General features: G+C 62.0%; 9 protein-coding genes and 1 rRNA gene. 7 read left to right on the forward strand and 3 right to left on the reverse strand.

Annotated elements, in window-relative coordinates:
* The first annotated feature begins 214 nt into the window (after window positions 1-214).
* The 4 genes from rrf (at window position 215) to BM059_RS08465 (ending at window position 4,074) form a co-directional block, all read left to right on the forward strand.
* Window positions 215-330 (forward strand): 5S ribosomal RNA (gene rrf / locus BM059_RS08450).
* Window positions 331-514: 184 nt separating this feature from the next.
* Window positions 515-1,174, forward strand: coding sequence for a paraquat-inducible protein A (locus tag BM059_RS08455; protein WP_074937981.1), 660 nt, complete (start codon window positions 515-517; stop codon window positions 1,172-1,174).
* The gene (locus tag BM059_RS08460) at window positions 1,161-1,778 is read left to right on the forward strand and encodes a paraquat-inducible protein A (protein WP_074937983.1); all 618 of its coding nucleotides are present in this window, start codon (window positions 1,161-1,163) and stop codon (window positions 1,776-1,778) included. The genes BM059_RS08455 and BM059_RS08460 overlap by 14 nt, the downstream gene beginning before the upstream one ends.
* Window positions 1,771-4,074: a PqiB family protein gene (locus tag BM059_RS08465; protein WP_074937984.1), complete on the forward strand. Its 2,304-nt coding sequence runs from the start codon at window positions 1,771-1,773 to the stop codon at window positions 4,072-4,074. Before BM059_RS08460 ends, BM059_RS08465 begins: the two co-directional genes overlap by 8 nt.
* A 104-nt stretch (window positions 4,075-4,178) precedes the next feature.
* On the opposite strand, the gene mksF is transcribed toward BM059_RS08465, so the two are convergent.
* The 3 genes from mksF to mksB form a co-directional block, all read right to left on the reverse strand.
* The gene (gene mksF, locus BM059_RS08470; protein ID WP_074937986.1) at window positions 4,179-7,010 is read right to left on the reverse strand and encodes an Mks condensin complex protein MksF; all 2,832 of its coding nucleotides are present in this window, start codon (window positions 7,008-7,010) and stop codon (window positions 4,179-4,181) included.
* Window positions 7,007-7,696, reverse strand: a complete 690-nt coding sequence (gene mksE, locus BM059_RS08475) for an Mks condensin complex protein MksE (protein WP_074937988.1) — start codon at window positions 7,694-7,696, stop codon at window positions 7,007-7,009. Before mksE ends, mksF begins: the two co-directional genes overlap by 4 nt.
* A gap of 84 nt (window positions 7,697-7,780) precedes the next feature.
* Window positions 7,781-9,022 (reverse strand): Mks condensin complex protein MksB, encoded by a 1,242-nt coding sequence (gene mksB / locus BM059_RS08480; protein WP_036998613.1) that lies wholly within the window; start codon window positions 9,020-9,022, stop codon window positions 7,781-7,783.
* A 310-nt stretch (window positions 9,023-9,332) separates the two neighbouring features.
* Between mksB and BM059_RS08485 the strand changes: the two genes are divergently transcribed.
* Genes BM059_RS08485 through BM059_RS08495 form a run of 3 tightly spaced genes read left to right on the forward strand, consistent with a single transcriptional unit; the run spans window position 9,333 to window position 12,011 of the window.
* The gene (locus BM059_RS08485; RefSeq protein ID WP_074937990.1) at window positions 9,333-10,370 is read left to right on the forward strand and encodes a DUF6160 family protein; all 1,038 of its coding nucleotides are present in this window, start codon (window positions 9,333-9,335) and stop codon (window positions 10,368-10,370) included.
* A 2-nt stretch (window positions 10,371-10,372) separates the two neighbouring features.
* Window positions 10,373-11,434 carry a hypothetical protein gene (locus BM059_RS08490; protein WP_074937992.1) on the forward strand — a complete coding sequence of 354 codons (1,062 nt, stop codon included), beginning with the start codon at window positions 10,373-10,375 and terminating at the stop codon, window positions 11,432-11,434.
* The gene (locus BM059_RS08495; RefSeq protein WP_074937993.1) at window positions 11,421-12,011 is read left to right on the forward strand and encodes a DUF6160 family protein; all 591 of its coding nucleotides are present in this window, start codon (window positions 11,421-11,423) and stop codon (window positions 12,009-12,011) included. The genes BM059_RS08490 and BM059_RS08495 overlap by 14 nt, the downstream gene beginning before the upstream one ends.
* Window positions 12,012-12,016 lie beyond the last annotated feature (5 nt).

The raw sequence follows: 12,016 nt of genomic DNA on the forward strand, positions 1-12,016 counted from the left end.
TTGGGTGTGTAAGCGCTGTGAGGCGTTGAGCTAACCAATACTAATTGCCCGTGAGGCTTGACCATATAACACCCAAACAATCTGCGAAGGCATAAGCCGGAGACAGAGGGTGTCGATGGTGAAGTCGACAGAAAGCCGAAAATTTGCAAGAACTACAAATTATCTATCACGTATCCAAGGGAGCGCGTCTCACGACGATCTCCCAACCGAATTGCTTGACGACCATAGAGCGTTGGAACCACCTGATCCCATCCCGAACTCAGTAGTGAAACGACGCATCGCCGATGGTAGTGTGGTGCTTCACCATGTGAGAGTAGGTCATCGTCAAGCTCCTATACGAAACCCCCGCTTCGAAAGAGGCGGGGGTTTCTTCTTTGTGGCGCGGAAAATAGAGCGGCGTAGGGTGCGCTGCGCGCGCCGGCATGATGCGTTCAGACTAGTGCGCACGGCGCACCCTACGATAGGGCGTTTGGCTTCGCTCGGGTAGAATGCGCGAATTCTGCTGGGGACTTTCATGTCTGACTCGCCGCCCGAACCATCCTTGTCATCGTTGCCGATCGAGCAACTGGTCGCCTGTCATGAGTGCGATCTATTGATGCGCAAACCGGTGCTACAGGATGGTGAAAGTGCCGAGTGCCCGCGCTGTGGTTATGAGTTGTTCAGTCACCGTCATCATGTGGTACGGCGTAGCCTGGCCCTGGTGCTGACGGCTCTGCTGCTCTATGTCCCGGCCAACTTCCTGCCGATCATGCAACTCAATCTACTGGGGCAGACCTCGCAAGACACCGTCTGGAGCGGCGTGATTGGACTGTATGAAAGTGATATGCAGGGCATCGCGGTGGTGGTGTTTCTGTGCAGCATGGCGGTGCCATTGCTCAAGCTGCTGTGTCAGTTGCTGGTGCTGCTCAGTATTCGCACCGACTTTGGCCGTAGTTATGGACTGTTGCTCTACCGGATATACCACCATATGCGTGAATGGGGAATGCTCGAGGTCTACCTGATGGGCATCCTGGTGGCGATGGTGAAACTGATGGACCTGGCTGACCTGAGCCTGGGCTTGGGGTTGTTCTGTTTCATCGCGCTGTTGCTGGTACAAGTCTGGCTGGAGGTGACCATGTCGCCGCATCAGATTTGGCAAGCCTTGTCCGGGGAGGACATCCATGCGGGCGATTGATGCAGAGTTGCTGGTCTGTCACGAGTGTCATCAACTCAATCCAGTCGACGTCGATGCCAAGCATCAGTACTGCAGCCGCTGTGGTGGCCAGGTTCATGACCGTCGGCCCAATAGTCTGGTCAGGACCTGGGCCTTGCTGCTGACGTCGGCGATTCTCTATATCCCGGCCAATCTGCTGCCGATCATGACGGTCAATAGCCTCGGTAAAGGTGAGCCAGCGACCATCATGGGGGGCGTTCTTGAGTTGATTCACTTCGGCATGCTACCGATCGCTGCGGTGGTGTTCATCGCCAGCATTCTGGTACCGACCTTCAAGTTGGTGGGCATTGCCCTGTTGTTGTATTCGGTGCAGCGACATCAACCGATGTCTGCCAAGCAGCGGATCCTGATGTATCGCTTCATCGAATGGATCGGCCGCTGGTCGATGCTCGATATTTTCGTCATCGCCATTCTGGTGGCGCTAGTGAATTTTGGCAGCCTGGCCAGCATCGAAGCTGGAGTGGGAGCCGCCGCCTTTGCCAGTGTGGTGATCCTGACCATGCTGGCTGCACTGACTTTCGACCCTCGCCTTATCTGGGATAACACGGAAACCGATCATGACTGACCTTCCTCTGGCCAAGACGCGTCCTGCTTCGAACTGGTCGGCCATCTGGGTTCTGCCTCTTATCGCACTGCTGATCGGCGGCTGGCTGGCCTGGCGTGCTTACAGCGAGGCAGGTATTCAGGTCGAGTTGGTATTCGCCAGCGGCGAGGGCATTCAGGCTGGCAAGACCGAGTTGATGTACAAGGGCATGGCGGTCGGCAAGGTAACGGCCATCAGCCTGGATTCATCGGATGACAAACGCGGCGTTCTGGCCCAGGTCGAGGTGAATAAGGAAATCGAGCAATTCCTGCGCGAAGGGACTCGTTTCTGGTTGGTCAAACCCAATGTCAGCCTGGCCGGTATCAGTGGCCTGGAGACGCTGGTCTCCGGTAACTACATTACCTTCAGCCCCGGAGAGGGCGAGTCGACGCGTAGCTTTACCGCCTTGGACCAGGAGCCGCCGATGGGCGACGATGTTCCGGGGCTGCATATCACGTTGAAAGCCGAGCGGCTGGGTTCGCTCGATCGGGACAGCCCGGTGTTCTATCGACAGATTCAGGTCGGCCGGGTCAAGAGTTACACCTTGGCTGAGGATCAGAGCACGGTAGAGGTGAAGGTGTTCATCGAGCCTGCTTACGCACATCTGGTGCGTAAACATACGCGCTTCTGGAATGCCAGCGGCATCAGTGTCGATGCCGATCTCTCCGGTTTCAAGCTGCGTAGCGAGTCATTGGCCAGCATCGTGGCCGGCGGTATCGCCTTCGCCACGCCCGAACATCGCAAGGACAGCCCGCCTACCGATCCTGCGCTGCCGTTCCGTCTTTATGAGGACTACGACGAGGCTCAGGCGGGTATCAAGATCGTCGTCAAGCTCAGCGACTTTGACGGTTTGCAGGAAGGCCGCACGCCAGTCATGTACAAGGGCATTCAGGTCGGTTCGCTGAAAGCCATGAAAGTCGACCGCGATCTCAATAGCGCCACGGCCGAGCTGACCATCAACCCTCTGGCAGAAGAATATTTGGTGGAAGGGTCGGACTTCTGGGTGGTCAAACCCTCCATTTCTCTGGCCGGTATCACCGGCCTCGAGGCACTGGTCAAGGGTAACTACATTGCTGTGCGCCCAGGCGAGAAGGGCAATCCGCCGGCGCGCAGTTTCGTTGCTCGCAGCAAGGCCCCGCCCCTGGATCTGGGTGCGCCGGGCCTGCACCTGGTGCTGTTCACCGATCAGCTCGGCTCCATCGAGGTCGGCAGCCCGGTGCTCTACAAGCAGATCAAGGTGGGCTCGGTGCAGAGTTATCAGTTGGGGCGTGATAACCGCCAGGTGGTATTGGGCGTGCACATCGAGCCGGACTACGTGCACCTGGTGAATACCTCCACACGCTTCTGGAATGCCAGCGGCATCACCCTCAAAGGCGGGTTGTCCGGTGTCGAGGTCAAGAGTGAGTCGTTGCAGACCTTGCTGGCAGGTGGTATCGCTTTCGAGACGCCCGATCTACAGGCGGCCAGGTCGAACCGTCAGGTGCAGCGTTTTGCCTTGCATACTGATCGTGATAGCGCATTGCAGCTGGGTCAGCAGATCACCATCCGTGTGGCCGATGGCGATGGCCTGCAGCCGGGTACATTGCTGCGCTACAAGGGCCTGGAGGTCGGCAAGGTCGAGAACCTCAGCCTGACTGATGACCTGCAAGCGGTGATCCTGAATGTACGTATCACCCAGGCTGCCGAGCAGATCGCCCGTGAGGGGACGCAGTTCTGGGTGGTGAAGCCGGAGCTGAGCCTGACCCGGGCTGCTAATCTCGGCACGCTGGTCAGCGGTCAGTATCTGGAGGTGCAGCTATCGGCGCAGAAAGGCGCCCGCCGTACAGAGTTCAGCGCACTGGCAAGCCCACCGAACCAGGCTGTGCGCGAGGAAGGCTTGCGCCTGGTGTTGAGTGCGCCACGGCGAGGTTCGATCAAACCAGGTGTGATCGTCAGCTACCGCGAAGTGCCGGTGGGCAAGGTGGTGGATTTCGAACTGGGGCCGACCTCGGATCGTGTATTGATCCACGTACTGATCGAGCCGCGTTATGCGCCATTGGTACGCTCGGGCAGCCGCTTCTGGAATGCCAGTGGTATCGGTGTCGATGCCGGTCTGTTCAAGGGGCTGAAGGTGCGCACCGAATCGCTGGAGGCGTTGATCGAGGGCGGTATCGCTTTCGCCACGCCGAACAATCCGGAGATGGGCGGGCCGGCATTGCCGGGACAGACCTTCGCGCTGTTCGATGAGCCTGTTGAAGGGTGGCTGGATTGGGCGCCGAAGATTGTGTTGGAGCAGTGAGCAAATCATATAAATGAAAGGGGCCGCTGAGCGGCCCTTTTCATTTTCGAGGATTTAAAAGCTCGCGGCTGAAGCCGCTCCTACGGTCGTGAGCCGCGATGGGCTCAGGCCGGTTCGGTTGTCTCTTCCTGCTGAGGCACCTCGACCTTGGCACTTTCGCGCGGCTTGATGAACTTCCAGTCGGCTTCATCGATGTAGATGCCGTTGGGGCCGCTGCCGCCTTCCAGGTCGATGGCGACGTGTGCCGAAACCTGCGGCTTCACCGACGCCAGGATCGGCACGAAGCCCAGCTGCAGGCTGGTCTCGATTAGCGCCTGCTGGTTGCGCTCGTCAATGTCCGCCGCCTCGTCGAGGTAGTAAGGCAGGCGTACGCGCCCGGCTTGCTCGCGATCCATCAGGTGCAGCAACAGGTACATGTTGGTCAGCGCCTTGATGGTCATGGTGGTGCCGTTGGAGGCGGCACCATCGATGTCGGTGTGGATAATCGGCTGGCCGTGCACCTTGGTGATCTCGAAGGCCAGCTCGAACAGGTCCTTCAGGCCCAACTGGTTGCCGTTGGCGGCGACCAGGCGCGACAGGTAATCCTTGGCTTCCTCGTTCTTGGCGTCCTGATCGGCCGATTGCGACAGGTCGAACACCGACAGGGTTTCGCCTTCTTCGTACTGGCCGGCGCTGTGGATGATCTGATCGATATGGCGTAGCGCTTCCTTGTTCGGCGCCAGGACGATGCGGAAGCTCTGCAAGTTGGAGACCTGGCGTTTGTTGATCTCGCGGTTGAACAGCGCCAGTTGGTGTTCCAGGTTGTCGTAGTCGCTGCGGATATTGCGCAGGGTACGGGCGATGTCGGTGACGGCCGCACGACGTGCCTTGGCCAGGGTCAGGGCTTCGTCCTGGCGGTGGGCGTAGGCGTTGACTAGCAGTTGCAGGCGACGCTCGACATCATCTTCGCTGTCGAACTTGGCCACGCCTTTCAGGCGTACCTGGGCATACAGCGCTTCGATCTGACCGTCGATGCGCTGCAGCGCCTGCCAGGTGTCCTGGTAGTCGTTGAGCAGCGGCAGCAGGTTGTCCAGCGAGTCGTCCACTGGCTCCATGAACGGCGTGCCGAAGGGCAGGTCGGCCGGTAGCAACTGGCGACGACGCAGGGCGTCCTCCAGGGTGCGTTCCTTGGCTTCCAGGTCGGCCAGTTGGCGGCCGACCAGTTGCAGCTTGGCGGACAGCTGCTGCACGCGCTCAGCGAAGGCATCGCTGGCACGCTTGAGTTCGTCCTGAGTGCCTTCAAGCTCGGCCAGGCGCTCCAGCTTCTGCGGCTCTTCGGCGGCCAGGGTCTGGCTCTTGCGGAAGTCTTCCAGGGCTTTCTGCGCATCCAGCACGGCCTGGTACAGGGTCTCGGCCTGGGCCTTGCTGGCGGCGCGGTCGGCGGCGACCGACTGCTGGGTCTTGAGTTGCTTGAGCTCGCGCTCCAGGCGATCTTTCTGGTCACGCAGGGCGGCGCGGTCGGCCAGCGCCTGCAGCGCCGGTGGTTCGATATGGCTGAGGTCGATGGACAGACCCGGTACGGCGAAGGTGTCGCCCTTGAAGCGATCCAGCACCGCTTCGACGGCCTTGACCCAGTCGTCGCCGTCGGCCTGGATGCCTTTTTCGCCGAGCGGCAGGCTGAACAGTTGGCCGTTGAACAGGCGCATCAGGCGGTCGACGTCCTGCTGGCTGAACTCCTCGCGCAGGCGCGAGTAGCTGTTGTTGTCAGCGTGGTCGAGCTGCTGTTTGACCGACTTGAGGCGTTTTTCCAGGTCGCGCAGGCGCTCGTCCAGGTCTTCACTGGAGAACTGCCGCGACTGCGCCAGGGCGCCGGCCAGCTCGTCGTGGGCGTCCTTGGCAGCCAGCAGTTGAGCCTCCAGTACCTTGACGTCATCGACCAGGACGAAGCGGTGCTTCAGTACGGACAGCTCGCCCAGCCAGCGCTGGATTTCGCTGATCTCTCGCTCCAGGCGCATCAGCTCACTGGTGCCGCCGCGCTGCTCGTTCTGCAGGCCGTCCTGCTCGTTGCGATAGTGCTCGGCCTGGATCACCAGCTCTTCCTTGCGCGCGTCGGCGTAGTCGTGCCAAGTGCCCAGCAGGTTGTCGAGCAATGGCGAGAGACGGTGCAGTTTGCCGCGCAGAGTCTCGCGCTGGGTCACGCCGGCGGCCAGAGCCTCGATCTGTGGCCCGGCGGTCACCAGGGCCTGGTAGTCCTGCTCCATGCGGCGCACGTCGCGGAAGGCTTCCTCGGTGGCGGCGATGTAGTCGACGCTGCCCGAGCGCAGGCTGTGTTCGAAGGCATCGAGGAACAGCTGCTTCAACTTAGCAGCGGTGATTTCCCTCATGTGCAGCAGGTTGATGAACAGTGCGCGGAAGGTCTTCAGGCTCTGCTCGCTGGTCGAACGCAGCGGGATCAGGGTCAGGTCCAGCGGGATGCTGGTGTGGCCGCCGACCAGCAGGCGACGCAGTTCATCGGGCTTCAACTCGTAGGCAGTGATGCCGGCCTGGCCGAGGTTCTTGAACAGTTCGCGCTGGCGCAGGCAGGTGCCGTTTTGCTGGTAGTGCTCAAGGTCCAGCTCGCCGGCGTAGGCGAAGAACTGGTGGCCGAAGCCGCCACCCGGGCCACGACCGGCCACGCCGATGACGTGCGGGCCGTGGGGCAGGGCGACTTCGACGAGGATGTAGCTGGTGTCGCTGGCGAAGTAGAACTTGCGCGAGGCTTCCAGGCTGTACTTGCCGAAGCTCATGTCCGACATGCGCGCCAGAATCGGGAATTGCAGGGCGTTGATCGAGGCGGATTTGCCCAGGTTGTTGGCGCCGTAGACCGACAGCGGGTTTTCCAGCGGGAACAGGCCGAGGCTGTAGCCGGCGGTGTTCAGCAGGGCGAAGCGGCGGATGCCGTAGCGTTCCTGGCTCATGCGTCCATCTCCTGTGCGGCACGTTCGTCGGCCATGGCGCGGGCCAGGGCGTCTTCCTCGGATTCTTCGCTGTCGATGACAGCCGTATCGGCATCACCGTCATCGTCCAGCAGCACCGGCGCCGGCAACGGCAGGTCGCTGCTGTGCAGGCTGGCGGCCAGGTCGCGGTCGTGCTGCACCGACAGGCAGACGTCGAGAAAACGGTGCATCGGCGGCAGGAAGCGGTACACGCCGTTGCTATCCTCGGCGAAGCCGAGCTGAATGAGGCGGCGGATGATCTTGTCTTCCAGCTCCTCGAAGGTGGTGACTTCGGCTTGCAGGAACAGGTCGCGGTACTTCTCCAGCAGCGCCGGCAGCTCGTCACGGCCGATGCTGCCACCGTCGAGCACGGAGAGCGGGTCGCGGCCCTGGTCAGCCAGGTGCTCGACCAGGATGAAGGTGAACAGCGCCAGGCGCTGGGCGGTTTTGTTCACCTGCGGGGCGACCTGCTCGGGCACGAAGTAGTAGAAGCCGCGCGGGTCGCAGACCAACTCGAAACCGAGGGCGCGGAACAGCGCACGGTACTGGTCCTGCATGCTGGACAGCTGGGCGTAGCACTCCGGCTCGCTGCGCGAGATGTGGTAGCCCTTGAACAGGTCGCGGAAGGCAGCCGCGAGCTGGGTCATTTCTTTTAGATCGATATTCATACGCAATGCTCACGGGCAGTCGTAGGGTGCGCTGTGCGCACCATGTCGTCGGTTGTGGTGCGCACAGCGCACCCTACGGGCAGCTCAGCCATTGGGCTGGCCTAGCAGGGCATAGGAGCTGAGGCTGACTTCATGCTCACGGGTCAGGTACGGACGGCGTTCCAGGCGTTCACGCTGGAAGCGCGATTCGCGCGACAGGCGCGAGAACCAGTAGAGCAGCTCGTCGGTGGCGCCTTCCGGCTCCTGTTCCAGTAGCCAGGCCATCAGGTCCGGCAGCGGCAGGGCCTGTTCGCAGCGTTCGATCATTTCCCGCGCGGTCTTCGGCGCCTTGGGCGTGCCGCCCTTGCGGCTGCCGCTGGCCTTGGGGAAATGCGCCGGCTTGGCTTCGAAGCGCGCCAGGGCGTAGACGTAGGCCTCGACCTGGCTGGCACTGCCCAAGAAGTTGCTCTGCGGTCGGGTGAACAGCGGCATGGCGGCTTGCGGTACGGCGTCGATGCCTTTCTTGCGGATCACCGACAGCGCCAGTGCAGCGCCACGGGTCACGGCGTTGTGCCGGCGCGCTTCCTCGCGCAGCGGCAGCAGCAGTTCGCGGGCCTTGCGCAGGGTCAGCTGGGCGGTGGTCTGCATTTCCAGGATGCGCGCATGGGTGCGCAGCAGCAGGTCGTCGTCGACCAACTGGCCAAGGCGCTGCTGATCGCCGAGCAGGCGCAGCAGCACCTGTTCGACGCGGCGCACGCCCTGTTCGAAGGCGCCGTCGGCAGCGACCAGCTGGATCATCGGTTCGACATATTCGTCCCAGGTCGCCAGTACCTCGGCATAGCGCTGGCGCAGGGGAATCTGCCGATCGCTGGTCTTGGCTCGATCAGCCACGCTGACCAGCGCCTGTTCGTCGTTGATCAGCTTCTTCAGTACGTCGCGCACGCGCATGTCGAGCAGGCGCAATTGGCGCGCCAGGTCGTTGGCGTCGCGCACCTCGAAGGCGTCCTGGATGTAGCCGGCCAGACGCTCCAGGTGACGCAGGTAGGCTTCGATCTCCAGGCACAGGCCGAGCCGATGCTCGCGGCGCAGGTAGGCGAGGAAGTCGTGGATCTGCGCGTTGAGTTCGAAGCGGTTGGGGCTCTTGGCCACCGGCACCAGGATGTCCAGGCGAATCCAGGTGTCGAGCAGGGCAGTGGTGTCGCTGGGCGTGGCGTCGGGCAATTGCGCGGTGAGCTGGCCGCGCAGCTCCACCAGGCTCAGGGTGCCGGCGTCGAAGCGCTCACAGAGCGGTTCGAGCAACGTCCAGTGTTCGGCGAGGGCGCGCAACACGCGCTTGGGATCGATCATCGAGGCGCCGGTTCCAGGCAAGTGAAAAGGGGAGATTGTACTGCAAGCTGGAGGCCGGGTTTGAGTCCGAATCGATCAGAGGCAGGTGACTTGATGCACGGAGCTGGCTGATTTGCCTGGCGTGGTTGACGAGGTGTTACGCCGTTGTGGCCGCCGGTAACACCCGCTGCGCTCCGGCATGGCCACTGGCGGCCATTTGCTGGCCCTTTCTCGACTATGGGTCGGGCCGCTCTGGCGCTGCTGTCCTTATAGTGGCCATAAGGATTCGAGTCGGAGTGCTCGACACCACTATAAGAACAGGGGTTTCGCCATGCGCCATTCCTTCCGCTTCGCCAAACATGCTTCAGCGCTGATCTGCGCCGGCCTGTTGAGTGTCAATGCCCAGGCCAACATGGTCGAACTGGAGGACAGCGAGCTGTCGAACATCACCGGGCAGGCGTTCATCAACCTCAGCACCGACGCTCATTCCGGGATGAACTTCACCAAGATCGACTTCGGCGTGAAGGTGGAAACCCAGATGAACGTCAAGAAGCTGGAGCTGGGTAATTACACGCGAGCAGGAGAGACGCGGCCGGCGGATCTGTCGATCAACAATTTCGCCTTGGGCACGGTCAATGCGGACGACAGCATCAACCCATTCCTGATCAACAACCCCTACATCGAGTTGGCCTACAAGGGCGACCGGGTGGTGGGGGTGCGCGTCGGCTTCGGTGAAGCCCAAGGGTTCCTTTCCGGCGACATCAACAGTTTTACCGGCAACCTGGCGATCGATATCTACGGCAAAGGCAGTTATTTGGGGCCGAAGATCAGTTGCGGTCTGGACTTCTTGTGGTGCTTGCCGGCGAAGGCGCTGGTGAGTGGTGCGTGGGCCAATGACGATTTCAAAGCGCAGGCGACGCTGCTGGACAGCAATGGCAATCTGGATCCGGTCAGGGCTGCCATGGCCGGCCTCAGCAACGGCACACAACTGTCCATGCCTGACGGTAGCAGCCTGGCCAACTGGTTGCTGCAATCCGGGTTCTTCAATGCCGGTAACTGCAAGCTGCTGGGTGTGAATACCTGCTTCAACCTGACCGACTACAAAACCCTGCCGGTGGGCAAGTTCGATACCAATACCAACCAGTTTCTCGACACCTCCAAGGGCGTGTTCATTTCCCTGCAGACGGAAAACGTGCCCTGGCGTGATCAGCAGAACGCCGGGCAGTTCATCAATGCGCTGGCGGGTGCCTTCATGAACATGCCGCGCAATGCCGACGGTTCGGGTGCCGTGACGCTGTCATTCCAGCAGGCGCTGGAAGGCATTCTGCGCCGCGACACTTGCCTCGGTAGCGCCGTTTCGGGGTGCTGACCATGGATGCTCGCGCGCTCTATCTGCTGCTTGGGGTATTGCTCGGCGCTTCGGCTCAGGCGATGGAGCCTTTGAGCGATGCGGAAATGTCCGACGTGCAGGGCGCCGGCCTGGGTTTCGTGCTGGATCAGGTGCTGCTCGATGGCTCCGGCGCGCAGATCGTGATCAACGACATCACCGACCGCCAGGGCCGCAACGTGCCCATCTCGCTGAAGAATCTCTACCTCGGCGCCGCCGGCAGCAACAAGGGCAGCAATCTCAATCCGGTGACCATCGGCAGCCTCGATCATCCGTTCGAGCTGGAACTGGCCAAGGGCGAGGAGCTGCGCACCCTGCGCGATGACGGGCAGTGGGTGCAGACCACGCCGAGCAATATCACGGTGCTGTCGTTCAAGTTTCCCGAGCGCCTGACCTCTGGCGGCAGCCCCTGCATCGCCAGCTATGCCGGCGCAGGCTCCAACTGCTCCAGCGGCGCCAGTGGGCGTGCCGACCTGGGGATGCGCTTCGACTTCCAGGTGGCGGCCGGGCGTACCGAGATGCTCGCGCTGGATTTTCACCAACTGGTGATGGACGGCTCCTACCTGCGCCTATGGGGCGACCGTGGGCAGAACGGCAACGGTGAATTGGTGGGCGAAGCGCGCATCAATATCTTCGCCAAGACGTTGGAAGTGATGTCCTGCGCGCAGGCCAACTGCAACACCACGGGTGAAACCGCGGCGCAGCGTGGCGCGCGCACGCTCTACATCACTAATGGCTACGCCAATATCGCTCTGGGCTACGGCAAGTCGCAGCCGCTGCGCCTGCGCTCCAGCGCCGATGGCCAGTTCGTCATGGAGCTGCAGAACCCCACCAGCGGCGCGACCACGGCGGCGCAACGCCAGGCCCTGGCCAGTGATTTCTACGCTAACGCGCCGCGCACCAACCTGGTGTTCGAGAACCTGACCGTCGGCGGCACCCGCAGCAGTCCCTCCGCAGTGCCCACCGGTGGCTACAACTTCGGCCGCAGCGAGATTTCCGGGCTGAGCTTCAACTACCTGAAGGTGAGCAGCTATGACCTGCGCTAGAGGGGCGATGGCCTTGCTGGCGCTGTTGCCGGCGTTGGCACTGGCGGAAATGCAGGCGTTGGACGACAGTGCCCTCAGCGAGATGAGCGGGCAGGGCGGGGTTTACCTGTCCGGCGAGTTCAGCATCAACAAGGACGGTGGTGTGCTCTGGGGCACACCAGCGAGCAACAACCCGGCGCAGTGGGCAGCCAACCAGCGCAGTTGCGCCCTGGCCGGCGCGGCCAGCCCGGAGAGCTGTGGCATGCGCGTGGCCGTGCGCTCCGGTGCCAATGCCGGCTGGTACGTGCTGGACAACCTCAAGGGCATCTTCAGTTTCGAAGGCCTGACCCTGGATACCCGCACGCTCACCAGCGCCAGTGGCGAGCGCGAAGTGCTGGCGCTGGGCTTGCCCAACGAAATCCGCTTCAAGGATGGCAATTTCTCCTTCGGCGTGGCCAGCCAGGGCGGCTGGAAGAACAAGGCGCTGAGCGCCGCCAATGGCGGTGACCCGAGCTATCAGCAGACCAACATCTTCTCGGCCAAGATCGATGGCAGCATCCGCATGCAAGGCAGCGTGCTGGTGTTCCCCACGAACTGAGGAAG

This window comes from Ectopseudomonas composti (assembly GCF_900115475.1).
In the GTDB taxonomy this organism is placed as follows: domain Bacteria; phylum Pseudomonadota; class Gammaproteobacteria; order Pseudomonadales; family Pseudomonadaceae; genus Aquipseudomonas; species Aquipseudomonas composti.

Bases quoted from the DNA above. Each gene is read 5' to 3' on its own strand.
- BM059_RS08460 (WP_074937983.1), top strand. From the start codon at position 1,161: ATGCGGGCGATTGATGCAGAGTTGCTGGTCTGTCACGAGTGTCATCAA.
- mksB (WP_036998613.1), bottom strand. From the start codon at position 9,022: ATGATCGATCCCAAGCGCGTGTTGCGCGCCCTCGCCGAACACTGGACG.
- BM059_RS08485 (WP_074937990.1), top strand. From the start codon at position 9,333: ATGCGCCATTCCTTCCGCTTCGCCAAACATGCTTCAGCGCTGATCTGC.
- BM059_RS08465 (WP_074937984.1), top strand. From the start codon at position 1,771: ATGACTGACCTTCCTCTGGCCAAGACGCGTCCTGCTTCGAACTGGTCG.
- mksF (WP_074937986.1), bottom strand. From the start codon at position 7,010: ATGAGCCAGGAACGCTACGGCATCCGCCGCTTCGCCCTGCTGAACACC.
- BM059_RS08495 (WP_074937993.1), top strand. From the start codon at position 11,421: ATGACCTGCGCTAGAGGGGCGATGGCCTTGCTGGCGCTGTTGCCGGCG.
- BM059_RS08455 (WP_074937981.1), top strand. From the start codon at position 515: ATGTCTGACTCGCCGCCCGAACCATCCTTGTCATCGTTGCCGATCGAG.
- mksE (WP_074937988.1), bottom strand. From the start codon at position 7,696: ATGAATATCGATCTAAAAGAAATGACCCAGCTCGCGGCTGCCTTCCGC.
- BM059_RS08490 (WP_074937992.1), top strand. From the start codon at position 10,373: ATGGATGCTCGCGCGCTCTATCTGCTGCTTGGGGTATTGCTCGGCGCT.